General features: G+C 67.9%; 23 protein-coding genes. 15 read left to right on the forward strand and 8 right to left on the reverse strand.

From position 1 onward, the window contains the following. Positions 1–208: 208 nt before the first annotated feature. The gene (locus GGQ61_RS14600) at positions 209–1,342 is read left to right on the forward strand and encodes a response regulator (protein ID WP_183774091.1); all 1,134 of its coding nucleotides are present in this window, start codon (positions 209–211) and stop codon (positions 1,340–1,342) included. A gap of 157 nt (positions 1,343–1,499) precedes the next feature. Then, the gene (gene carA / locus GGQ61_RS14605) at positions 1,500–2,681 is read left to right on the forward strand and encodes a glutamine-hydrolyzing carbamoyl-phosphate synthase small subunit (RefSeq protein ID WP_183774092.1); all 1,182 of its coding nucleotides are present in this window, start codon (positions 1,500–1,502) and stop codon (positions 2,679–2,681) included. Positions 2,682–2,718: 37 nt separating this feature from the next. Here carA and GGQ61_RS14610 read toward each other — a convergent pair whose 3' ends face one another. The 3 genes from GGQ61_RS14610 to GGQ61_RS14620 all read right to left on the reverse strand — a co-directional run bounded on the left by GGQ61_RS14610 (position 2,719) and on the right by GGQ61_RS14620 (position 4,494). After that, a complete protein-coding gene (locus tag GGQ61_RS14610; protein ID WP_183774095.1) occupies positions 2,719–3,189 on the reverse strand; it encodes a YbjN domain-containing protein in 471 nt (156 codons plus the stop codon). 67 nt (positions 3,190–3,256) lie between these two features. Then, positions 3,257–3,982: an anti-sigma factor gene (locus tag GGQ61_RS14615; protein ID WP_183774096.1), complete on the reverse strand. Its 726-nt coding sequence runs from the start codon at positions 3,980–3,982 to the stop codon at positions 3,257–3,259. Further along, positions 3,979–4,494 carry a sigma-70 family RNA polymerase sigma factor gene (locus GGQ61_RS14620; RefSeq protein ID WP_183774099.1) on the reverse strand — a complete coding sequence of 172 codons (516 nt, stop codon included), beginning with the start codon at positions 4,492–4,494 and terminating at the stop codon, positions 3,979–3,981. Before GGQ61_RS14620 ends, GGQ61_RS14615 begins: the two co-directional genes overlap by 4 nt. 379 nt (positions 4,495–4,873) lie before the next feature. On the opposite strand from GGQ61_RS14620, the gene GGQ61_RS14625 reads away from it, so the two are divergent. From GGQ61_RS14625 to GGQ61_RS14635, 3 genes are all read left to right on the forward strand, one after another. Further along, positions 4,874–5,080, forward strand: a complete 207-nt coding sequence (locus tag GGQ61_RS14625) for a cold-shock protein (protein WP_183774102.1) — start codon at positions 4,874–4,876, stop codon at positions 5,078–5,080. Positions 5,081–5,317: 237 nt separating this feature from the next. Next, on the forward strand, positions 5,318–8,608 hold the full coding sequence (gene carB, locus GGQ61_RS14630; RefSeq protein ID WP_183774105.1) for a carbamoyl-phosphate synthase large subunit: 3,291 nt from the start codon (positions 5,318–5,320) through the stop codon (positions 8,606–8,608). Between the two features lie 373 nt (positions 8,609–8,981). Next, complete coding sequence (locus GGQ61_RS14635) at positions 8,982–9,146, forward strand: hypothetical protein (RefSeq protein WP_183774108.1); 165 nt, start codon at positions 8,982–8,984, stop codon at positions 9,144–9,146. A 32-nt stretch (positions 9,147–9,178) separates the two neighbouring features. Here GGQ61_RS14635 and GGQ61_RS14640 read toward each other — a convergent pair whose 3' ends face one another. Then, positions 9,179–9,391: an N-acetyltransferase gene (locus GGQ61_RS14640; protein ID WP_183774111.1), complete on the reverse strand. Its 213-nt coding sequence runs from the start codon at positions 9,389–9,391 to the stop codon at positions 9,179–9,181. A 17-nt stretch (positions 9,392–9,408) separates the two neighbouring features. Continuing rightward, the gene (locus tag GGQ61_RS14645; protein ID WP_183774114.1) at positions 9,409–9,561 is read right to left on the reverse strand and encodes a hypothetical protein; all 153 of its coding nucleotides are present in this window, start codon (positions 9,559–9,561) and stop codon (positions 9,409–9,411) included. 101 nt (positions 9,562–9,662) lie between these two features. On the opposite strand from GGQ61_RS14645, the gene GGQ61_RS14650 reads away from it, so the two are divergent. From GGQ61_RS14650 to GGQ61_RS14680, 7 genes are all read left to right on the forward strand, one after another. Next, entirely contained in the window at positions 9,663–10,460 is a 798-nt protein-coding gene (locus tag GGQ61_RS14650; RefSeq protein ID WP_183774117.1) for an SDR family NAD(P)-dependent oxidoreductase, read from the forward strand. Positions 10,461–10,520: 60 nt separating this feature from the next. Next, on the forward strand, positions 10,521–11,021 hold the full coding sequence (locus tag GGQ61_RS14655; RefSeq protein ID WP_183774120.1) for a P-loop nucleotide/nucleoside kinase family protein: 501 nt from the start codon (positions 10,521–10,523) through the stop codon (positions 11,019–11,021). Positions 11,022–11,193: 172 nt separating this feature from the next. Further along, complete coding sequence (gene greA / locus GGQ61_RS14660) at positions 11,194–11,667, forward strand: transcription elongation factor GreA (protein ID WP_183774123.1); 474 nt, start codon at positions 11,194–11,196, stop codon at positions 11,665–11,667. Positions 11,668–11,678: 11 nt separating this feature from the next. Continuing rightward, on the forward strand, positions 11,679–12,674 hold the full coding sequence (locus tag GGQ61_RS14665) for a mitochondrial fission ELM1 family protein (RefSeq protein ID WP_183774126.1): 996 nt from the start codon (positions 11,679–11,681) through the stop codon (positions 12,672–12,674). A gap of 149 nt (positions 12,675–12,823) precedes the next feature. Then, positions 12,824–13,879, forward strand: coding sequence for a UDP-2,4-diacetamido-2,4,6-trideoxy-beta-L-altropyranose hydrolase (pseG, locus tag GGQ61_RS14670; RefSeq protein ID WP_183774129.1), 1,056 nt, complete (start codon positions 12,824–12,826; stop codon positions 13,877–13,879). Positions 13,880–13,955: 76 nt separating this feature from the next. Next, entirely contained in the window at positions 13,956–14,963 is a 1,008-nt protein-coding gene (gene trxB / locus GGQ61_RS14675) for a thioredoxin-disulfide reductase (RefSeq protein ID WP_183774132.1), read from the forward strand. Positions 14,964–15,042: 79 nt separating this feature from the next. Then, the gene (locus GGQ61_RS14680) at positions 15,043–16,341 is read left to right on the forward strand and encodes a UDP-N-acetylglucosamine 1-carboxyvinyltransferase (protein WP_183774135.1); all 1,299 of its coding nucleotides are present in this window, start codon (positions 15,043–15,045) and stop codon (positions 16,339–16,341) included. 40 nt (positions 16,342–16,381) lie between these two features. Here the strand turns inward: GGQ61_RS14680 and GGQ61_RS14685 are convergent, their stop codons facing one another. Continuing rightward, positions 16,382–16,891, reverse strand: a complete 510-nt coding sequence (locus GGQ61_RS14685) for a hypothetical protein (protein WP_183774138.1) — start codon at positions 16,889–16,891, stop codon at positions 16,382–16,384. Between the two features lie 141 nt (positions 16,892–17,032). On the opposite strand from GGQ61_RS14685, the gene GGQ61_RS14690 reads away from it, so the two are divergent. Together GGQ61_RS14690 and GGQ61_RS14695 are read left to right on the forward strand one after the other, a co-directional pair. Further along, positions 17,033–17,530 (forward strand): GNAT family N-acetyltransferase, encoded by a 498-nt coding sequence (locus GGQ61_RS14690; protein WP_183774141.1) that lies wholly within the window; start codon positions 17,033–17,035, stop codon positions 17,528–17,530. Between the two features lie 53 nt (positions 17,531–17,583). Continuing rightward, a complete protein-coding gene (locus GGQ61_RS14695) occupies positions 17,584–18,741 on the forward strand; it encodes a Gfo/Idh/MocA family protein (protein ID WP_183774144.1) in 1,158 nt (385 codons plus the stop codon). Here GGQ61_RS14695 and GGQ61_RS14700 read toward each other — a convergent pair. Together GGQ61_RS14700 and GGQ61_RS14705 are read right to left on the reverse strand one after the other, a co-directional pair. Next, entirely contained in the window at positions 18,717–19,496 is a 780-nt protein-coding gene (locus tag GGQ61_RS14700) for a PIG-L deacetylase family protein (RefSeq protein ID WP_183774147.1), read from the reverse strand. The two genes, GGQ61_RS14695 and GGQ61_RS14700, sit on opposite strands and share 25 nt — an antisense overlap. A gap of 11 nt (positions 19,497–19,507) precedes the next feature. Next, on the reverse strand, positions 19,508–20,761 hold the full coding sequence (locus tag GGQ61_RS14705) for a cell wall hydrolase (RefSeq protein ID WP_183774150.1): 1,254 nt from the start codon (positions 20,759–20,761) through the stop codon (positions 19,508–19,510). 107 nt (positions 20,762–20,868) lie between these two features. Here GGQ61_RS14705 and GGQ61_RS14710 point away from each other — a divergent pair, with 107 nt between their 5' ends. After that, on the forward strand, positions 20,869–23,217 hold the full coding sequence (locus GGQ61_RS14710; protein ID WP_183774154.1) for a hybrid sensor histidine kinase/response regulator: 2,349 nt from the start codon (positions 20,869–20,871) through the stop codon (positions 23,215–23,217). Positions 23,218–23,301 lie beyond the last annotated feature (84 nt).

A 23,301-nucleotide genomic window follows, 5' to 3' on the forward strand; every position in this document is an offset into this window, starting at 1 on the left:
TGCGCTGGTGGAGGCGCGCCATCTAGCAGACCCGCGCCGCGTGGCGAAGTCCGCGCAGCCGCCGAATTAGCCTGCCGGTCAGGCACAACGGGCGCAGACGCCCAATTGGTGGGCGCCGGACGCCTTTCACACGCCAGGCACGAAACGGCAGGGACCGACGCCGCCCGCAACGCGCGATCACAGGACAGATTGATCGTTGGAGTGGCGTATGCCGAAGGCTGGGCTTCGGGATTGGGTCGGCGCGCTGTCGCGTGGGCTGGCGCGCTTGCGCGGCGGGCGGGCGCTCGCCCATGCTCAGGCCCAGGCTGTCGTCGCCGGCCAACGCCTGCGCGAGGCGCTCGACCTGCTGCCCGAAGGCATCGTCTTCCTCGACGCGGACGGCCGCTATCTGCTCTGGAACAAGCGCTACGCTGAGATCTACCACCGCTCGGCCGACCTGTTTTCCTCGCAGGTCACCCTGGCCGACACGCTGCGCACGGGCGTGGCGCGCGGCGACTATCCGGACGCCATCGGCCGCGAGGAGGAATGGCTGGCCGCACGCCTGGACAAACTGAAGAACCCCACCGGCGAGCGGCACGAGCAGCGGCTCGCGGACGGCCGCTGGCTGATGATCGAGGAGCGGCGCACCGGCGACGGCGGTGTGATCGGCCTGCGCGTCGACATCACCCAAATGAAGCGCCAGGCAGCCGCCCTCGAAGACGCGCTCCACCGGGCCGAGATCGCTAGCCGCGCCAAGACAGAGTTCGTCGCCGACATGAGTCACGAGCTGCGCACGCCGCTGAACGGCGTGCTCGGCCTGATCGCGGCGCTTGAGCGCACCGCGCTTGACGATCACCAGCGCGCCCTGGTCGCCGACATCCAGGGATCGGCCCGACAACTTGACCGCCTGGTCGGCGGCCTGCTCGACTATGGCGACGCCGCGCATGAAGCGGACGCGGCCCAGGCGCCTATCCAGGACGGCGAGGCCCCGCCCCTTCGCATCCTGGCCGCCGATGACAATCCGACCAACCGCAAGGTGCTGGAGCTGATGTTGGGGGCAGCCGGCGCCGAGGTGACCAGCGTCGAGAACGGCGAGCAGGCGGTGGAGGCCTGGCGTCAGGGCGGCTTCGACCTGGTGTTGATGGACCTGCGCATGCCGGTGATGGACGGCCTGACCGCGATCCGCGCGATCCGCAAGGCCGAGGGAGCTGGTCTGCCCCGCGCGCCGATCATCGTCATCAGCGCCAACACCTCGCCGGACGACCTGAAGTCCTCAAGCGAGGCGGGGGCCGACCGCCATATCGGCAAGCCCGTGCGGGCCGACGCCCTGTTCGAGGCGATCTCCGGCGTGCTGACCAATTGAGGTGAGGCGGACGATTGCTGGCGCGCCGCATTGACCCGCCCGGCGCGAGTCAGTAGGTACGCGGCCGTTTGCCGAAACATGCGGACAGTTGAATAACGGGCGGGGTTCTCCCTGGCCCGTCTTTTTGCGAGCATGCCCCCTCAGATGGAGACGCCAGATGACTGTTGAACTGCTCCCGGGTGTCACGGGCGTTCTGGTTCTCGCCAATGGAACCGTATTGCAGGGCGTCGGCGTCGGCGCGACCGGCGACGCGGTCGGCGAGGTCTGCTTCAACACCGCGATGACCGGCTATCAGGAGATCCTGACGGATCCCTCCTACATGTCGCAGATCGTGGCCTTCACGTTCCCGCACATGGGCAATGTCGGCGTGAACGTCGAGGACATCGAGCAGATGTCCGGCTCGGCCGAAACCGCGGCGCGCGGCGCGATCTTCCGCGACGTGCCCACCGCTCCGGCCAACTGGCGTTCGGAGGGCGACCTCGACACCTGGATGAAGCGCCGCGGCGTCATCGGCCTGGCCGGCGTCGACACCCGCGCCCTCACCCGTTCGATCCGCGAGAACGGCATGCCGCACGGCGTCATCGCCCACTCGCCGACCGGGGAGTTCGACATTCCCGCCCTGATCGAAAAGGCTAAGGCCTGGGCCGGCCTCGAAGGCCTGGACCTCGCCAAGGACGCCTCGTGCCTGCAGCCGTTCGTCTATGACGAGGGTCTGTGGGACTGGCCGGAAGGCTACGCCAAGCCGGCTTCGGAGCCGAAGTACGAGGTCGTGGTCCTCGACTACGGCGTGAAGCGCAACATCCTGCGCGCCCTCACCTCGATCGGCGCGCGCGTCACCGTGGTTCCGGCCAAGACCACCGCCGAGGACGTCCTGGCCCGCAAGCCGGACGGCGTGCTGCTGTCCAACGGCCCGGGGGACCCGGCCGCGACCGGCGAATATGCCGTGCCGGAGATCAAGAAGCTGGTGGAAAGCGGCGTGCCGGTGTTCGGCATCTGCCTGGGCCACCAGATGATGGCCCGAGCCCTGGGCGCCAAGACCGTCAAGATGGACCAGGGCCACCACGGCGCGAACCACCCGGTCAAGGACGTGACCACCGGCAAGGTCGAGATCGTCTCGATGAACCACGGCTTTACGGTCGACCGCGACAGCCTGCCCGAGCCTGTAGTCGAAACCCACGTCTCGCTGTTCGACGGCACCAACGCCGGGATCGCCCTTAAGGACAAGCCGGTGTTCAGCGTCCAGCACCACCCGGAGGCCTCCCCGGGCCCGACGGACTCGCTCTACCTGTTCGAGCGCTTCGCCGGGTACATGGATGCGGCGAAGAAGTCGGCGGCATAGACGAAAGGCCGGCGCCCAGGCGCCGGCCTTTCTCGTTCTACCACCCGATGTGTTCCTTGATGTCGGGCAGGAAGCTCAGCCAGACGCTGAAGTTGTCGTCGAGCGCTGCGCGCGTGCCGCCTGGACTGACATTGATGTCATAGGTGAACCAGGGATCGCCCTCGTCGTCGATGTAGCAGTCGACATAGCGCTTGCCCGAGTTCCACTCGTTCGCCTTCTGGGCGTTGAGCTTCTCCTTCACGTTGAAGGCCGCGACCATCTGCATCGAGGCGCAGCGGCCTTCGCGGCAGTCATTGGGATAAACCTCGAAGCTGACGCCCTCGGCCGAACTGCTGATGTAGCCCTCGCCGTCGTCCTTCTTGAGCTCGGCCTTGTAGCCGCTCTCCAAAAGCCAGGACTGGATCTCCTTCAGGGTCATGCCGTCCTTGTGCAGATCGGGGGCCGCCGACGCCGCGCCGCCCGACAGGAGGAGGACCGCAGCACTCGCCGCAAGCAGACTCGTTCTCATGGACTAGAAACCTCTCAACTGGACGTGGAGCATAGGGCGCCTCGCCAGCGCCGCGCCAGTCGAGCCCTTAGAGGCGCGCCAGCTTGCCGACAGCGGCGACAGGTCCCGACGGTCGGTCCTGGTGCGAACCGCCGCGCGGCTCGACGGAGACGGCCAGCGAGACGCCCTCGGTGGTCATGTCCGCCATAGGCTCGGACATCGGCATCGTCTTGGACGCGCCCGGGTCGATCAGACCCAGCGAGCGCGGCTTGCCGTCGGCAGGGATCAACCACAGTTCGTGACTGTGGTCGGGGTCGGCGCCGGGCGGGACAAGCGAGGCCACGAGGATCGACTTCCGTTCGGGATCATAGGCGGCCAGGAACAGCGGCTGGCCGCCGTCGCTCATCAGCCGCGCATTCATCATCGGGCCCATCGGCTGACGCGGCTGGGTGATCACTTCCGGCGGGCGGGCGGCCAAGAACACGACGGCTGCGAGGCTGGCTGCGGTCATCGCCATCGAGCCGAGCGTCGCTGCGCGCCAGAAACGCAGCCGGCGCCGTACGCCCTGGACGTTGTCGTTGACCACCAGCATCTTCTCGATCCGCAGCCACAGCCCGCTCGGCGGCGTCACCGACGCGACCTCCTCGACCAACGGCGCCAACCGGGCGCGCCAGGCCAGGACGTCGGCCGCGAAGGCCGGATCGCGCGCCATCCGCTGCTCGGCGGCCGCCCGCTCGCGCGTAGTCAGCACGCCCAGCGCATGTTCCGCCGCCAGAGCGTCGTCGTCAGGCAAGTCGGGGCCGAGGTCGCTCATCGCTCCAGACAGCCCCTCAACTTCAGCAGGCCGCGGCGGATCCAGCTCTTCACAGTCCCCAGCGGCACGTCCTGACGACGAGCCAGGGCTTCATAGGTCAGTCCCTCGAAGAAAGCCGTTCGAATGGCGCCCCGGGTGCGCGCATCCAGTTCGTCGAGGCAGCGAGCCAGCTCCTGGCGGTCGTGCGCTGTCTCCAGCAGCGCTTCGGCCCGCGGAGCGTCGTCCTCGATCTGCAACTCATCGACCGGTTCGGCGTAGGCGAGCGGCCCACGGGCGCGCAGCCGGTCGATGGCGCGGTTGCGGGCGATGGTGGAGATCCAGGCCATGACGCTCGCCCGCTCAGCCTCATAGCGGTCGGCTCGTCGCCAGATGGTGAGGTAGACCTCCTGCAGCACGTCTTCGCTCTCGTCCTTGTCCGAAAGGATACGCAGGCAGACGCCGAATAGCTTCGCAGAGGTGGCGTCATAAAGCCGGCGCATCGCCGAGCGGTCGCCCGCTGCGATCTGCAGCATCAGGTGGGCCAAGGGGTCGGACGTGGCGATCGCAAACAGTCCTATAGCGTAGGGTTGCTGGAAGCTGCCGCACTTCGCGGGGCGGGAAAAGGGCCCATGACCGCGGCGAAGGACGGAAATCTCGTTGTTTCAATGCGGCTGCTCGGCGTCCCGGGACCGTTGCCAGGCCCCGGATAGGGCCGCAGAGCGCCGTTCCATGGATCGCCTTGCGGGTGGGCTGGAAGCGCGCTAGGCTCAAGATGTCAAACTCGTATGGTTCGGCTGATTTTCGACGCTCCACATTCCGGCGCACCGAACCTGCTCTCCGACCCTCCCGAAATTTGATGCGTGACTCAAAAGGCTTGGGTTGCGGAACGACTTACCCAAGGACGACACTTCTATGGCTACCGGCACTGTTAAATGGTTCAACGGAACCAAGGGCTATGGCTTCATCCAACCCGACGATGGCGGCGCGGACATTTTCGTTCACATCTCGGCCGTTGAACGCGCCGGACTCCGCAGCCTGAACGAAGGCCAAAAGATCACCTACGAACTCGAGCAGGACCGTCGCAGCGGCAAGATGGCCGCCGGCAACCTGCAAGTCTAAGCGGTTCCGCAAAAGGCCTTTTGGCCCTTGCATCGAAACGGCTGCGGGCCGGCGGAAACGCCGGCCCGTTTTCGTTGGAGCCTCCCCCCACGCTCCTCTGGCCGCCGCCTGCGGCGAGATTGCCGCCATCGCCGCTTGCGCGCGGGCGACTCCGTCTCTAAACGGCCCCCTTAACCTGCAGATTGACCGGGACCGGGCGCGCTTGAAGAGTGCGACCGCCCATGCGCGCGAGTGGACATGCCGAAACGCACAGACATCTCCTCGATCCTCATTATCGGCGCCGGGCCGATCGTGATCGGCCAGGCCTGTGAGTTCGACTACTCAGGCGTCCAGGCCTGCAAGGCGTTGCGCGCCGAAGGCTATCGCATCGTGCTGGTCAACTCGAACCCGGCCACGATCATGACCGACCCGGACGTGGCCGATGCGACATACATCGAGCCGATCACTCCCGAGATGGTCGAGAAGATCATCGCCAAGGAACGTCCCGACGCTCTGCTGCCGACCATGGGCGGCCAGACCGCGCTGAACACCGCCCTGGCGCTCGAAGAGCGCGGCGTGCTCGCCAAGTACGGGGTCGAGATGATCGGCGCCAAGGCCGAGGTCATCGACAAGGCCGAGGACCGTCAGAAGTTCCGCGACGCCATGGACAAGCTGGGTCTCGAAAGCCCGAAGTCCAAGGCCGCCCACTCGATGGACGAGGCTATGGAAGGCCTGGAGTTCGTCGGCCTGCCGGCGATCATCCGTCCGTCCTTCACCCTGGCCGGCACCGGCGGCGGCATCGCCTACAACGTCGAAGAATTCAAAGAGATCGTCGAGCGCGGTCTCGACCTGTCGCCGACCACCGAGGTCCTCATCGAGGAGAGCGTGCTGGGCTGGAAGGAGTATGAGATGGAGGTCGTCCGCGACAAGGCGGACAACTGCATCATCGTCTGCTCCATCGAAAATATCGACCCGATGGGCGTGCACACCGGCGACTCCATCACCGTCGCTCCTGCCCTGACCCTGACCGACAAGGAATACCAGCGCATGCGGGCGGCCTCGATCGCCGTGCTGCGTGAGATCGGCGTCGAGACCGGCGGCTCGAACGTGCAGTTCGCGGTGAACCCGGCCGACGGCCGCATGGTCGTCATCGAAATGAACCCGCGGGTGTCGCGCTCCTCGGCGCTGGCCTCGAAGGCCACCGGCTTCCCGATCGCCAAGGTCGCTGCGCGGCTGGCCGTCGGCTACACCCTCGACGAGCTGATGAACGACATCACCGGCGCCACGCCGGCCTCGTTCGAGCCCAGCATCGACTACGTCGTCACCAAGATCCCGCGCTTCGCGTTTGAAAAGTATCCAGGCTCGGAGCCGACCCTGACCACCGCCATGAAGTCGGTGGGTGAAGTCATGGCCATCGGCCGCACCTTCGCCGAGAGCCTGCAGAAGGCCCTGCGCGGCCTCGAGACCGGCCTGACCGGCCTGGACGAGGTCGAAATCGAAGGCGCCCACGACGCCGAGACCGGCCGCGCCGCGGTGATCCGCGCCCTGGGCCAGCCGACCCCGGACCGCCTGCTGGTCATCGCCCAGGCCTTCCGCCACGGCCTCAGCGTCGAGGAGGTCAACGCGGCCTGCTCGTACGAACCCTGGTTCCTGCGCCAGTTGCAGGCGCTGATCGCCGTCGAAGCGCAGATCCGCGACCGCGGCCTGCCCGGCACCGCCGCCGAGTTCCGCGCCGTGAAGGCCCAGGGCTTCTCCGACGCGCGCCTGGCCAAGCTGACCCACACCACCGAGGCGGAGGTCCGCGAACAGCGCCGCGCCCATGGCGTACGCCCGGTGTTCAAGCGCATCGACAGCTGCGCCGGCGAGTTCCGCGCGGCGACGCCTTACATGTATTCGACCTACGAGACCGGCGCCCTGGGCCAGATCCCCGAGTGCGAGAGCGAGCCGAGCGACCGCAAGAAGGCGATCATCCTCGGCGGCGGTCCGAACCGGATCGGCCAGGGCATCGAGTTCGACTACTGCTGCTGCCACGCGGCCTTCGCCCTCGCCGACATCGGCGTGGAGTCGATCATGGTCAACTGCAACCCCGAGACCGTCTCGACCGACTACGACACCTCCGACCGTCTGTACTTCGAGCCGCTGACGGCCGAGGACGTGCTGGAGCTGATCGCCGTCGAGCAGGCCCGCGGGACGCTGCTGGGCGTCATCGTCCAGTTCGGCGGCCAGACCCCGCTGAAGCTGGCCAAGCCGCTGGAAGACGCCGGCATCCCGATCCTCGGCACCTCGCCCGACGCCATCGACCTGGCCGAGGACCGCGAGCGCTTCCAGCAACTGCTGCACAAGCTGAAGATCGCACAGCCGGTCAACGCCATCGCCCGCTCGCGCGACGAGGCCTTCGCCGGCGCGCACAAGGTCGGCTACCCGATCGTCATCCGTCCGTCCTACGTGCTGGGCGGCCGGGCGATGGAGATCATTCGCGACGACGAGCAGCTCGAGCGCTACGTCAACACCGCCGTGCAGGTGTCGGGCGACAGCCCGGTGCTGATCGACCAATACCTGAGCCGCGCCACCGAGGTCGACGTCGACGCCCTGTGCGACGACGCCGGCCAGGTGTTCGTCGCCGGGGTGATGGAGCACATCGAGGAAGCCGGCGTGCACTCGGGCGACAGCGCCTGCTCGCTGCCGCCGTTCTCGCTGAAGCCGGAAACCATCGCCGAGCTGAAGCGCCAGACCGAGGCCATGGCCCGGGCCCTGGAAGTGCGCGGCCTGATGAACGTGCAGTTCGCGATCGAGGAGCCGCACTCCGACAATCCGCGCATCTACGTGTTGGAAGTGAACCCGCGCGCCAGCCGCACGGTGCCGTTCGTCGCCAAGACCATCGGCCAGCCGCTGGCCTCGATCGCCGCCAAGCTGATGGCCGGCGAGAAGCTCGCCAGCTTCAACCTGACCGAAAAGCCCTACGACCACATCGCGGTGAAGGAGGCGGTCTTCCCATTCGCCCGCTTCGCCGGCGTCGACACGGTGCTGGGCCCGGAAATGCGCTCGACCGGCGAGGTCATGGGCCTCGACTGGATCCGCCCCGGCGAAACCAGCGCTCCGGCCTTCGCCCGCGCCTTCGCCAAGAGCCAGCTCGGCGGCGGCGTGAAGCTGCCCAAGACCGGCAAGGTCTTCGTCTCCGTGAAAGACGCCGACAAGCCCTGGATCCTGGAGCCGGTGAAGCTGCTGCTGAGCCAAGGCTTCAAGGTTGTCGCCACGGCCGGCACGGGCGGCTACCTGGCCGAACAGGGCCTGGAAGTCGAGCAGGTGAAGAAGGTGCTGGAAGGCCGCCCGCACATCGTCGACGCGATGAAGAACGGCGAGATCCAACTGGTCTTCAACACCACCGAGGGCAAGCAGTCGCTGGCCGACAGCTTCGAAATCCGCCGCACGGCGCTGATGATGAAGACGCCCTATTTCACGACCGCCGCCGGCGCGCTGGCTGCGGCTCAGGCCATCGTGGCGACCGTCGAGGACACCCTCGACGTGCGGCCGCTGCAAAGCTACGCCTGATCGGACTAGCTGGTGGCAAACGACGACCTTGCCGGAAAAAACGGTCTGGGTCGTCGCTTCCTAGCGCGCCAAGCTCCGCGAGTTGGCGTGGTTTGCGGTTCTGGTCGCTGTCGGCCAGCCTTCCAGCTATCTCGCGAGCGCAGGCGCCGCCATTCCGGCGCATCGCAACCTCAAGTTTGTGAACGACTTAGCGGAAATTGCTGATTGACCGCCGTTCGTCGCAGGCGCAACCTCAGAACGTCGCCTTGCTGTACGCAGGCGCATAGTGGGCGCGTTCCGGCGGCCCCTGATGACCAGCCGGTCGGCCCGCATGGGCGCCTGTCGCAGTTGGGCGAGGACGTGTCCTCTGTCTCAGTGTGCGAAGGGAAACGCCATGCAAACCGGACACCACGAAGGTGAGGTCCACCACCATAAGAACAAGCATCTGCTGGAGCGCTTCGAGGGGTACACAGACCTGATCGTTGTGGGTCTGATCATCGCTCTCGGCGCGGCAATGCTGATTGGCCTGCTCACGGCCAACGGCAAGGTCACCTGGTAGGACGCCACCCCTAATCGCGAGTACGGCGCCGGTCAGAGGGCTCTTGCCAGGACCAGGTCGTCGTACTCGTTGGCGCCCACGCGGAACTTGCGCGCGCCCGCCTCCACATAGCCCTGGCGAGCGTAGGAGGCGATTGCGCGCGAATTTGCTGCGAATGCCCTCAGCGGCAAGCGCCCCGCATGGGTGGCGCTTTCCAGCGCCGCCGACATCAGCTTGCCGCCTCCGCCCTTTTCCGTCAGCCACATACGACAGCCGCGCCTGGCTAGCCCTTGCTGCGCGCCTCGCCATGCTGCGTGCGGCGATCGCTGAGGATATCGGGCGCCGGCGGCACGCCGCCGCAGCTCTCCAGGAACGTCGTTGGTCCGACCAGCGCCAGGGCCCCGCCCGGTAAGCATGGACGCCTGGCGATCGACATACCGCAACTCGACCCGGCAACCTGCGCCGCAGGCTGGCCTCTATCGCCGAGCTAAGCTAGGCGTAGGAAAACTGAACAACGATCACTTAGGGAGTCGAAGCATGGCCGGTCGGGTCGAGGGGAAGGTCGCGCTGGTCACCGGCGGGGCGAGCGGAATCGGGCGCGGCTGCGCCGAGCGCCTGGCGCAGGAAGGCGCGACGGTCGTCGTCACCGATCTACAGGACGACAAGGGCGCCCAGACGGTCGAGGCCATCAGGGCGTTGGGCGGCAAGGCCAGCTACCTGCACCACGACGTCACCTCCGAGCAGGCCTGGATCGACGTGGTCGCCGCCGTGAAGGCCGCCCACGGCCGCCTGGACATCCTGGTCAACAACGCGGGCATCGGGATCGGAGGCTCGGTTCTGACCATGACCCTGGCCGACTTCCAGAAGCAGACCGCGGTCAATCTCGACGGCGTCTTCCTGGGCGTGAAGCACTCGATCCCGCTGATGCGCGAGAACGGCGGCGGCTCGATCATCAACATGTCGTCGGTCGCGGGCCTCAAGGGCTCGGCCATCCTGGCCGGCTACTGCGCCACCAAGGGCGGCGTGCGCCTGTTCACCAAAGCCGTGGCCATGGAATGCGCCGCCGCCAAGGACGGCGTGCGGGTCAACTCTGTCCACCCCGGCATCATCGAGACCCCGATCTGGGACACCATCGTCGGCACCGGCGAGGTCGGCGACAACGCCCGCCCGCCGCGCGGCGCGGCGCTCGACGCCATGAGCGCCGAGGGCGTGCCGCTGGGCGTGAAGGGCTATCCTGAGGACATCGCCAACGGCGTGCTGTGGCTGGCGTCGGACGAGAGCCGCTACGTCACCGGGGCCGAGCTGGTCATCGACGGCGGCCTGTCGGTGAAATAGTCGCGGCCGCCCTGTCCGTTGGGCGTTTCCGTGCGTGCGGAAATGCTCTAGGGGCGGGGCATGACCGCCACGCTTCATGTCGTCTACGGCCCCTCCGGCGCCGGCAAGTCCACCTACGCCAAGGAACTGGCCCGACGCGAGCCGGCGGTCCACTTCGCGATCGACGACTGGATGGCCCGTCTGTTCGCGGCCGACATGCCCGAGCCGATCGAGTACCACTGGATGATGGAGCGGGTGGAGCGCTGCGAGGCCCAGATCTGGTCCACTGCCGCCGGCGTGATCGCCGCCGGCGTCTCGGTGGTGCTGGACCTTGGCCTTTTGCGCCGCTCAGACCGCGCCCGCGTCGCCGAGATCGCCCAGGCCGTCGAGCTGCCGCTGCAGTTCCATTTCGTGACCGCGCCGGCCGAAGTGCGCCGCGCCCGGGTGCTGGAGCGCAACGAAGTCCGCGGCGAAACCTTCGCCATCGGCGTGACTCCGGAGATGTTCGACTTCATCGAAGGGGTGTTCGAAGCCCCCGACGACAAGGAGTTGCAAGGCGCGATCGTCTCGGAAAGCGCCTGACGACACGGCGTCTCGAACGCTTCTCAACAGCTTTCGAACTGAGCTCTTGGGGCCATCTGCCGGCGCACCCTTGAGTTTTTGTGCTGCGACATCTAATCTCTACCCCCCCGGACGCCTGCGCCCGCGGCCGGCAACGAACTCCCAAAAGGGCGAATCCGAGTCCTCATCCACGATGGAAAAAGTCCCTATGACCGCCGAGGGCTGGCAAGCTCTCGACGATGAACTGAAGCGTTTGAAGACCGCCGAGCGACCCGCCGTGATCGCTGCGATCGCGGAAGCGCGCTCGCATGGCGACCTCTCCGAGAATGCCGAGTACCACGCCGCCAAGGAGCGGCAGGGCTGGATCGAAGGCCAGATCGCCGAGATCGAGGATCGTATGGCCCGCGCCCAGGTCATCGACGTATCCAAGCTGTCCGGCACCCAGGTGAAGTTCGGAGCCACCGTCTCGGTGGTTGACGAGGACACCGAGGAAGAAGCCCGGTACCAGATCGTCGGCGAACACGAAGCCGACGTGAAGCAAGGCAAGATCTCCATCGTCTCGCCGCTGGCCCGCGCTATGATCGGCAAGGAGACGGGTGACGTCGTCGAGGTGAACACCCCCGGTGGCGGCAAAGCCTACGAGATCCTCAAAGTCGAGTGGATCTAGGCTCCCCCGCCTTGTCCTCAACAGACCCGCCGTCCGCCGCGCCGCTCGTCATCTGGGCGGTGTCGGACGGGCGTGCGGGCATTGAGGCCCAGGTCGTTGGCCTTGCCAACGCGATCGCGCGCAAGCGTTCCGCACGGATCGTCGTCAAGCGGATCGGCTGGAAAAGCTGGATCGGCCGCCTACCCTGGTGGCTGACGCCGTTCCCGCGACAGTTGCTGACCCCGCAGAGCGACATCGCTCCGCCCTGGCCCGACATCTGGATCGCGGCCGGGCGTGCGACCCTGCCGCTGTCCATTCGCATGAGGCGCTGGTCGGGCCGCAAGACCTATGTGGTCCAGGTTCAGGATCCGCGCATGCCGACGCGGCTGTTCGACCTGGTCATTCCGCCCAGGCACGACAGGCTGGAGGGCGACAATGTCTTTTCGATCACCGGCTCGCCCGGCCGGGTCAACGCCGAGCGCATGGCGGCCGACCTACAGCGCTTCCAGGCCCAGCTCGACGTCCTGCCGCGTCCGCGCGTGGCGGTGATCATCGGCGGCAAGTCGAAGGCTCACGACATCTCGCCCGAACGCGCGGCCGCCATGGCCCGCGAGATCGAACTGCCGGTCGTCCAGGAAGGCGGCTCGGTGATGGTCAGCTTCACCCGCCGCACGCCCGAGCCGGCCAAGAACATTCTCGAGGCTCGGCTCAAGCACGTCCCTGGCGTGATCTGGGATGGCGAAGGCGACAACCCCTACTTCGCCTACCTGGCGGCGGCCGACTACATTCTGGTCACCGAGGACTCGACCAACCTTGCGACCGACGCGGCCTCGACCGGAAAGCCGGTGTTTGTGATGAAGATGGACGGCGAGAGCCTGAAGTTTCGCCTGTTCCACGAGGACCTGGAACGTCTGGGCGCCGCGCGCCCGTTCGGCGGCGCCTTCCACCGCTGGACCTACGAGCCGCTAGCCGAGACTGAGCGGGCGGCCGACGAGGTATTGCGCCGCTTCGATGGCCGAAAGGCCTGAGCTTTATCCGCCTGGCCGAAGCCGACGACGTCGATATCGCCCTGGCGATCGATACGACCGCAGCGACCAGCCCTCACCGCGCCGTACGCCTGCCGTGCTGAGCCGCGCCCCTTTCCAAGCCGCGGGTTTCGGCGTCCCATGGTTGCAAGATGATTCTGCGGCCCCGCATCCTCTTCATCGCCAACGCCGGCCCGGCGGTCGGCGGCGGACATGTGATGCGCTCGCTCAGCCTGGCTAGGGCGCTTGGCGAACACGGCGCCGAATGCGTGTTCCTGGCCCCGCCGGTCGTCGCCGGCATCCTCGACGCCTTCGCCCCCGACATGAGCCGCGAAGAAGTCGCCTCCATCGCTGCCGCCGACCTGCCCGCCGCGGTCGCCGGCCTGACTTTCGACGCCATCGTGTTCGACCACTACGGCCTGGGCCGCGTCGATCACCAGATCATCGCGCAGGGTCGCCCGACGCTCGTCATCGACGACTTGGCCGACCGCCCCCTCGCCGCCGACATCGTGCTGGACTCCGGCCCGGCGCGCACCGAGGCCGACTACGCTTCGCTCGCCGAGGGCGCCCGCCTGCTGCTCGGCCCGCGCTACGCGCCGCTGCGGCCGGAGTTCGCCGCCCTGCGCGAGGCGGCCATCGCCCGGCGCGGCGGTCCGGTGGAGCGCGTGCTGGTCGCCCTCGGCCTGACCGATGTCGGCGGGATCACCTCGCGGGTGCTAGACCGCCTGCGTCAGCGCAACGGCCACCTGGCCTTCGACGTGGTGCTGGGCGCCGACGCCCCCAGCCTGCCTGGCCTGACGCGCGTGGCCGCGCATGACCCGCGCGTCACGCTTCACGTCGACGCCCAGGACATGGCCCGGCTCACCCTTGAGGCCGACGTCGCTTTCGGCGCCGGGGGCTCGACCACCTGGGAGCGCTGCACCCTTGGCCTGCCCTCGGTAATTGTGGTGCTCGCCGAGAACCAGCGCCCTGCGGCCCGCGCCCTGGCCGAACGGGACGCCGCCCTGGTGGTGGACGCCGCAGACGAGGACTTCGCCGGGGCCTTCGATCGGGCCGCCGTGCGCCTCCTCAGCGACACCGCCACGCGCACCCGCCTTACCGCGGCCAGCCTCGAGCTTTGCGACGGCCTCGGCGCGCAACGCGCTGCGGAGGCGCTGCTTGAAGTCATTTCCGCCCCGCGGCTGGCCGCCCGCGATCCCGGCCTCTGAGACTTCCAACCCGTGCGCTGACCGACCGCGCCCGGCGCCTGTCGCAACGGCTCAGAATCTCCCCTACATAGACGCCATGTCGCAGAATGCTCCTCGCACCACCCGCTGCCTGATCCTGGGTTCCGGCCCGGCCGGCTACACCGCCGCCATCTACGCCGCGCGCGCCCTGCTCAAACCGGTGCTGATCGCCGGCATCCAGCCCGGCGGCCAACTTACCATCACCACCGACGTGGAGAACTATCCGGGCTTCGCCGACGTCATCCAAGGCCCCTGGCTGATGGAGCAGATGCAGGCCCAGGCCGCCCACGTCGGCACTGAGATCATCAACGACATCGTCATCAAGGCCGACCTCAGCCAGCGTCCGTTCCGCCTGGAATGCGACAGCGGCGACGTCTGGCTGACCGAGACCCTGATCATCGCCACCGGCGCCCAGGCCAAATGGCTGGGCCTCGACACCGAGCAGAAGTTCCAGGGCTTCGGCGTCTCAGCCTGCGCCACCTGCGACGGCTTCTTCTATCGCGGCAAGGAGGTCGTGGTGGTCGGCGGCGGCAACACCGCGGTCGAGGAAGCGCTGTTCCTGACCAACTTCGCTTCCAAAGTCACGGTCGTGCACCGCCGCGACGAGTTCCGCGCCGAGAAGATCCTGCAGGAGCGGCTGTTCGCGCACCCGAAGATCGAGGTGATCTGGAACGTCGCCATCGACGAAGTGGTCGGCACGACCGAACCGCTCGGCGTCACGGGCGTGAAGCTGAAGGACGTGAATACCGGCGAGGTCCGCGAGATCCCCGCCGACGGCGTGTTCATCGCCATCGGCCACGCCCCGGCCTCCGAACTCTTCAAGGGCCAACTCGAGATGGATGGTTCGGGCTACCTGAAGGTCATCCCGGGCAGCGCCTCGACCGCGATCAAGGGCGTCTATGCCGCCGGCGACGTCACTGACGACGTCTACCGCCAGGCTGTCACCGCCGCCGGCATGGGCTGCATGGCGGCGCTGGAAGCGGTAAGATTGCTGGCTGAAGAAGACCACGAAAAGGCCAAGCACCCGATCAGCCATCACGAGGCCCAGCGCATCGGCGCCTGGTGACCGGCTGACAGCGTCGACGAGTTCAACTTAGCGGGCGGCCGCGGGCCGCCCTTCCCGAAAGACGAGGCCACGCGCCGCCATGACGAACCTGATCGTGCGAGGCGGCCGCGCCTTGCGTGGGACCATCACGCCGTCCGCCAACAAGAACGCCGTCCTGCCGGTGCTCTGCGCCACCCTGCTCAGCGACGAGCCGATCATCCTGCACCGGGTGCCGGACATCACCGACGTCCGCAAGCTGCTGGATTTCTTCGGAAAGCTCGGCTCCTCGGTCGAGATGGACTACGCCACCGGGACGCTGCGCCTCCATCACGGCCGCGACCTCGACCCGAAGGCCGCGCACCTGCCGCTGGGCATGCGCTCCTCGATCATGCTGATCCCGGCCCTGCTGCACCGCTTCGGCCGCGCGAGCCTGGAAGAGGACGTGACCGGCTGCACCCTCGGTTCGCGTGAGATCGACCCGCACATCGAGGTGTTCCGCGCCTTCGGGGCGGAAGTCGCCAGCGAACCCGGAGCGACGGTCATCACCGCCGACAAGGGCTTCACCGCCACCCAGCACTGGCTGGACTACGCCTCGGTCACCACCACGGAGAACTTTGTGCTGTGCGCGGCCACCGCCAAGGGGCTGTCGCGCCTGACCAACTCGGCCTGCGAGCCGCACGTCCAGGAGTTCTGCGAGTTCCTGGCCGGCATGGGCGCGCGCATCCAGGGCGTGGGCGGCTCACGCCTGACCGTCTCGGGCGTCGACAGCCTGGGCGGGGTCGAGTTCACCTTCGCCGACGACTTCCACGAGGTCGCCACCTTCCTGGCCATGGGCGCGATCACCGGCGGCGAGATTTCCGTCCAGAACGGCTCGGTCGAGCAGTTCCCCCTGCTGGACCGCACCTTCGCCAAGTTCGGCGTCGAGGTGACCCACGAAAACGGCTTCAGCCGCGCCCGCGTCGACGGCAAGCTCAAGGTCCGCGAGCCCTTCACCTCGAATATCCTGACCAAGGTCGAGGCTGCGCCCTGGCCCTACGTGCCCGCCGACCTGCTCCCGATCTTCGTCGCGCTGGGCGTCCGCGCCGAGGGCCAGGTGATGTTCTGGAACAAGGTCTATGACGGCGCGCTCGGCTGGCATTCGGAACTGGGCAAGTTCGGGGCTCACGCCCTGCTCTGCGACCCGCACCGGCTGATCACCTGGGGCGGCAAGCCGCTGACCCCGGCGACGGTCGAGAGCCCCTACATCATCCGCGTGGCCATTGCGCTCTTCATGCTGGCCGCCAGCATCGAGGGTGAAAGCACCATCCTCAACGCCTCGCCGATCCAGCGCGCCCACCCGAAGTTCGTCGAGAACCTCAACGCGCTCGGCGCCGACGTCAGTTGGGTGGCGGGGGACTAGGCACGATCCACATCCTCCCCTCCGGGGGGCGATTGGATCGCTAGCTATCCCGCTTGGCCTGTGCGTTCTTGGTGGCTTGGGAAACGCTGCCAACCCTGGCCGGGGCGACCTTTGAGGCGGTCTTCTTGTTCTCCACCGGGTTCATCCCGTCGCTGGCGCTCTTGCCCGGCGCGGGATGCGACGAGGCGTCGGCCGAGCGGCGCATGGCCAGCGCTTTCTTAGAAGCCTCGACGTGCGCGGCGCGCGCCTCTTCGACGTGCATGCGATGGGCCTGTTTATTCACCCGCCGCAGGGCGCTGGCGAACACCTGCTTGCGCTCCTGGAGATGCTCGGCTGTGCCGCTGCCGCGTCGCTCGCCCTTGCCCCTCGCTTCGCGGACCTTCTGGCGCGCCAACGTGCGCTCCTTGTCGCGCAAAGCGCGCAAGCGCTGACGCGTCTCGGCCAGATCCTTCGTGTCTAGCTGCGCGATGGCCGGATGGTGCGAGTCGCGGATCAGCTCGCCCTCCTCGTGGTTCAGCAGGCTGAGTTCGCGGCGGTTGTTGATGGACATGGTCGCCCCTCTCGAGTTGCGCTGGTCTTATGCAACGCGTCCGATGGCGATGGGTTCAGCCCCGCGCTCGCCGCCAATATCGTCTCGCAGACTGCGCCCTCTGCCCTGGCCGCGGAATGGACCTCGGCCTATGCTCGCGGCATGATCCGTCACGCTCGCCCCGCCGACCACGCCGCCATCCGCGAGATCGTCGCCGCCGCATTCGGCCAGGCGGACGAGGCCGATCTGGTCGAGAAACTGCGCGCCGCCGGCGACGTGATGTTCGAACTGGTGGAGGAGGAGAACGGCGAGGTCGTCGGCCACATCCTCTACAGCCGGCTGTGGGCCGACAGCGTGAACCTCTACGCGGCCCTCGCCCCGCTGGCCGTTCGCCCTGACCGCCAGCGCGCCGGCGTCGGCAAGCGCCTGACCGCCGCCTCGATCGAGACCGCCAAGGACTTCGGGGCCCAGGCGGTGATCGTGCTCGGCCATCCCGAGTACTACCCGAAGTTCGGATTCAGCCGGCAGGCCGCCGCCAAGGTGAAGTCTCCCTACGCCGCCAGCCCCGCCTTCATGGCTCTGGCGCTCGAGGAAGGCGCGCTCGACGCCCCCCTGCTGGTCGCGTACCCCGACGCGTTCGGGGGCGGCGAAGGCCACTAGCCGAGCGCCCCGCCCGCGCTAAGCTCGCGCCGTCAGCTTTCTGGAAGGCGGCCATGAAAACCTACCGCATAGGCGTCATCGGACTGGGCCAGCGCATCGCCCATGTGCTGGCGGCGATGAAGGAGGTCGGCTGGAGCCTGCAGGTCGCCGCCCATGTCGATCCGGCCCCTGTCGGCGCGCCGATCCTGGCCGCGGCCGGCATCGATCCTGGCCCAGCGCTGGCGGACGCCTCCGAGCTGCTGGCGCAAGGGCCGTACGATCTGGTGATGATCGGCTCGCCCAACCACCTGCACTTCGAGCACCTAAACCAGGCCCTCGACGCCGGCCATCCGATCTTCGCCGAGAAACCGATCGTGCGGACCCAGTCAGAGACCCTGGCCCTCGCCCATCGCCTCGCCGCCGGCGGCGGTCCGCCGCTCTATATCGGCCTGGTCATGCGCTCCATGTCGATCGTGCGCGACACCATCGCCCGCGTGGACGCCGGGCAACTCGGCCAGGTGATTTCGATCGACGCCACCGAGCACCTGCCGCCTGAGCACGGCGGCTACCTGGCCCGCAACTGGCGGCGCAAGCAGGCCTATGGCGGCTCTTACCTGCTCGACAAGGTCTGCCACGACTTCGATATCTTCGGCCGTCTGACCCGCTCACGGCCGGCCAAGGTCGCCAGTTTCGGCGGCCGCAACATCTTCACGCCCGATCGTGCGGGCCACTACACCTACAGCGACGGTCAGCTGGCCTACGCCCTGCGCGACGCCGGCTGGGCCAGCGCCAACGACGCCTTCCACTCGGACATGGACGTCACCGACCACCAGAACGCCCTGGTGCAGTACGAGAACGGCGTGCGGCTGTCGTTCCACGCCAACAGCCACGTCGCCCTGCCAGAGCGCCGCTGGTACGTGGCCGGGACAGAGGGCACGCTGATCGCCGATCTGGTGCGCAACAAGCTGATGGTCCGCCGCGCCATGGACCGCGGCAAGCCCGAGCGCATCGACTACGGCGACCGCACCGAGGACAGTCACAACGGCGCCGACCAGGCCATGGCCCGCGATCTTCTGGCGACGATGGAAGGGCGTCAGGACTTCCCGGTGACGCCGTTCGAGTCGATGGAGGCCGGCCTGACCGTCATGGCCATCGACGAGGCGATGCAGACCGGCGACATGCTTGACTGCGGCCCGATGTGGGGCCGCTACGACGCCGCTCGCGGGGCCTGAGCCACGGGCGCCAACAGCCTCGCGCCCAGCAATTCCTGCAGCAGCGGTGTGCGCGGATAAGGATGATGCCGGTACTGGCGGAAGCCCTCGGCCAGATCAGTCTCGAAATCGCGAGCACGCTTCCGGGTCCACGCCTCCATCGACGCCAGGTGGTCGGGGATGTCGTGCTGGCGCGCGACCCATGCGTCCTGGCTGACATGGCAGGCCAGCATGGCCTTCTTTGTCTCGAAGACGGCCGAGACGTCGGCGCCGAAGTCGGGAATCGTCCAGACGCCCTCGCGGTCGCGGCCGCCGATCGGATCCATGAAATAGAGGTGCGGAATGGCCTCGAGCGGCGGCGCCTCGCCGGTCGCATAGTTCGGCACCGAGGCGGCGAAGCAAGAGTCGCGCACCAACTGGCTCACCGCCTCGTGGTCGGGGTGATAGTCGGCCGGCGATGCGGTGATGACCACCTCGGCCTGGGCCCAGCGGATGAGCTCGGTCACCCGCCGGCGGGTCGGATCGTCCTTGAACACCCCAAGATCGGGGACTTCGCCGCAGCGGTACTCAGCGCCGATCAAGGCCGCAGCCCGGGCCGCCTCGGCCTGACGGATGCGCGAGGTCTCCGGCGGCGCGGTGGCCGTCGAGCCGAGATCCCCGCCGGTGACGGTGGCGATGCGGATCTGATGTCCCGCCGCGGCCAGCACGGCGAGCGTCCCGGCGCAGAGGGTTTCGATGTCGTCTGGATGTGCGTGGATCGCAAGAACGGCGGTCATGACCGCCGAGCTTACTCCTGAAGCGCGCCTGCGCCAGTATCCGGCCCGGCCTTGTGCGCGGGGGCGTCGGCCGCTCCGGCGTCGTCGTCCTTGGCCTCCATGGCCGCCAGCGAGCGGTTGATCTCCTGGATCTCCTGGGCGGTCGGCTTGCGGCGCGGTGCATAGAGCGTTCCCAGCACCCGCGTGCGCTCGCCGCCGGTGGCGGAGGCGTCAGCGACATTGTAGGTGCGCACCTCCCCGGCCACGGCCAGGGTGACCTGACGGCCGCCGCCGACACCCTGGGTCTCCGGATCCAGCAGCCCGTTGGTGCGCGCATCCAGCCCGCCGAGGATCGCCGGCGAGATGAAGGCCTCGCCGCCGGCGTACCGGCCGGTGAAGGCCGGCGGCTCCCCCCAGGGACCAGTCCACCGATAGAAGATGTGCAGTCCGACCTGCTTCATCTTGACCAGGGTCGGGGCCCAGTAGGGCGCGACATATTCGGCGTGATAGTGCGTCGCTGAGCCCACCGACTTGTTCACGTGGCCCGCCAGCGCGCGACGCGCCACCTCCTGCGCCTGCCTCCACAAGCCGGCCTCGGGCGCATAGCGCAACGAACCGTCGCAGGTGAAGCTGAACTGGCAACCGGTCGACCGGGCCGAGCCCTGATAGACCACGCCGCAGACCGACTTCGGATAGGCCGGGTGACGCACTCGGTTCAGCACCACCTGGGCCACCGCCTCCTGGCCGAGCCGCGGCTCGCGGGCGCTTTCGTAGTAGACGGCCTCGGTCAGGCACTTGAGCGCCCGGTTCGCGTCCTGGCCGCCGGCGTGCAGCACGAACGGACGCATCGGACGGATCGGCAGCTTGGAGAACGCCCGCATGGCGTTGATCTCCTCGGCCGTCTCGACCGAAGTCGTGTCGAGACCGAGATCGGGAATCTTGGAGATGTCGAGACTGGTCCAGCCGACGGTTCGGCCCCAGGGGTCGGCCTGGCGCGCCAGCGGATCATGGCGCCTGGCCAGGGCCAGCATCGCCGGGTCCATATCGGCGGTCAGCCGGCTCAGCCCGCGGTCAGAGAAAGTCCGGGCCACCTGGGCGAGCCCTTGCGACCTCTCCTCACTGCCATCGGCGTAGCGGGGGTTCACACAGGCGAGCAATATCACCGCCAACCCGCAGGTCGTCGCCAGGGCCGCAATAAGGCCACGCTGGGAGATGATCTGCGTCAGCGGCAGCGGCGAGGTCCCAATCTGTTTCAGTCCCGGCTCCATGCAGCCGGAAACTGGCAAGATAGGGGCCAAACCCGCCAAGATCGAGTGTTGCACCCCTGGGCTCTGGCTCGCATGGTCCTGAGATAGACTCGTCTGGGGCCCGAATCAGCAGAGCGTCGAGAGAGATGACGCCCGCAGGATCACCGCTGCGCTTCATACCGCGACGCTCACCGCCGCTGCTGGTCGCGTTGGCCGTCAGCCTGGGCGCAATGGCCTGCGCGGTGATCATCCGCGGCCTGTTCGCGGGCTGGGACACCGCCTTCGCCCTCTCCGTCACGCACTTTCCGGCATTCATTGTCGCCACCCTCTTCGCCGGGCAGCGATGGGGCTGGCTCGGCCTGGCTGCGGCCCTGATGACCTCGCTGGCGATCCGCGGCGGCGTCCCGGGCGATCCGGCCATCCGCGCCGGCATGGTCCTCTACGCGCTGTCCGGAGCGGTCACCGTGGTCGTCGCCGCCACTCTGCGCGAGATCGTCCTGCGGCTGGACGAGGCCCAGGCCGCCCTCGACCGCAGCGAGGCGAGGCTGCAGATGGCGCAAAGCGCCGGCGACGTCGGCCTTTGGGATTGGGACGCCGAAACCGGAGAAGGATTCTGGTCGCCGACCCTCTTCCGAAACCTCGGCCTGCCGATCGGCGAAAGGGCGGGCGTGCGCCAGCTGCTCGAAGTCGTCCACCTCGAAGACCGCGAGCGTGTGCGCCTGAACAACATCGCAGCGATCCGTAGCGGCCAGATGGAGCCCTGCGAATTCCGTATCGTGCGGCCCGACGGCGAAACCCGCTGGCTGCTCTCGCGCGGCGAGGTGCTGGTCAACGGCATGGGTCGCGCAGTCCGCGCCGTCGGCGTCAACATCGACATCACCGACCGCCGCCATGCCTTTGAGAAACTTAAGGAAAGTGAGGAACGCTTCCGAGCGCTCGCCGACAGCGCCCCTGCCCTGCTCTGGGTCTCCAGAACCGACGGTCGCCGTGAATTCGTGAACCAGGCCTACGTCGATTATCTGGGCGTGCCCTACGAACAGGCGCTGGAGTTCGACTGGCGCGACGCGCTTCACCCCGAAGACCTGCCGCGGGTCCTGAAGGAGCAGGTCGCGGGCGAGGCCTCGCGCAAGCCTTTCCGCCTGGAAGCCCGCTATCGTCGCAAGACCGGCGAATGGTGCTGGATCCGCTCTGTGTCGCAGCCGCGCTACGGGCCGGACGGGACCTTCGCCGGCTTCGTTGGCATCGGGATCGACATCACCGACGCCAAGGACGCCGAGCACGACCTGCAGGACATCAATGAGCTGTTGGCCGAGCGCGTCAATGCTGCGCTCGCCGAGCGCGACGAGGCTCAGGCCCGCCTGCATCACGCCCAGAAACTGGAGGCCGTCGGCCAGCTCACCGGCGGCGTGGCCCACGACTTCAACAACCTCCTGACCGTCATCACTGGCGCGCTCGACTTGATCCAGCGCAAGCCCGACGACGTCGAGCGTCGCGATCGGATGATCGAGGCGGCGCTGGGCGCCGCCCGCCGCGGCGAACGCCTGACCCACCAGCTGCTGGCATTCTCGCGCCGCCAGGCCCTCAAGCCCGAAGCGGTTCGGATCGACGATCTGCTGGCGGAAAGCGAGCCGCTGCTGCGCCGGGCGGTCGGTGAGGCGATCAAGTTCACGCTGACCGCCGGCGCGCCGCAGTCCGTCGCCATGATCGATCAGGGTCAGTTCGACGCGGCGATCATGAATCTGGTCGTCAACGCCCGCGACGCCGTCAGCCAGGGCGGATCCATCGAAATTCGCACCGAGGCCTGCGCGCTCGCCGAAGGCCAGGTGGAGGACGTCGCGGCCGGCGACTATGTCCGCGTCGAAGTCCGCGACGACGGCATGGGCATGGCGCCAGCCGTACTCGCCCGTGCATTCGAGCCCTTCTTCACCACCAAGGATATCGGCAAGGGAACCGGCCTGGGTCTCTCCCAGGCCTACGGATTCGCCCGCCAGAGCGGTGGCGGCGTGACCATACAAACCTCCGCCGGCGAAGGCGCGTCCGTCAGCCTCTATCTGCCCCGCTGCGGAGAGGCGCCCGCCCTGGCCTCGCAAGCAAGCGAACAGGAGCCGCCGAGCGTTCGCCGACTGAACGTGCTGCTTGTGGAGGACGACGCCGAAGTCGGAGAGATGGTCAGCGCCATGCTCGTCGAACTCGGCCATACGGTCGTCCGCGCCATCGACGTCGACCTGGCCCTGATCGCCCTGGAGCAACATCCAGACCTCGACGCCGTCCTTACCGATCTGGTGATGCCCGGCGGTCGATCCGGCCTTGATCTGGCCGCCGCGGTCAGCGCCCGGCGGCCTGGCTTGGCGGTCATCCTCTCGACCGGGTACGCTGGCGAAGCTCAGCCGATCGCTGCTGAAACGCCCTGGCCGCTGCTACGAAAGCCCTATGACGCCGACGCCCTGGCGAGGGCTCTGGCCGAGAATGTCGATCGGCGCAGCCAGGCGGCCTGAACTGCCCCCGTTCCAGAGCTTCATGATAATGTGGGCTTGTGCCGCCCCTGGCAGGGGTCTATATCATCAGTCATCGGTTTTGCT

The sequence above is a fragment of the Phenylobacterium haematophilum genome (assembly GCF_014196295.1).
GTDB lineage: Bacteria > Pseudomonadota > Alphaproteobacteria > Caulobacterales > Caulobacteraceae > Phenylobacterium > Phenylobacterium haematophilum.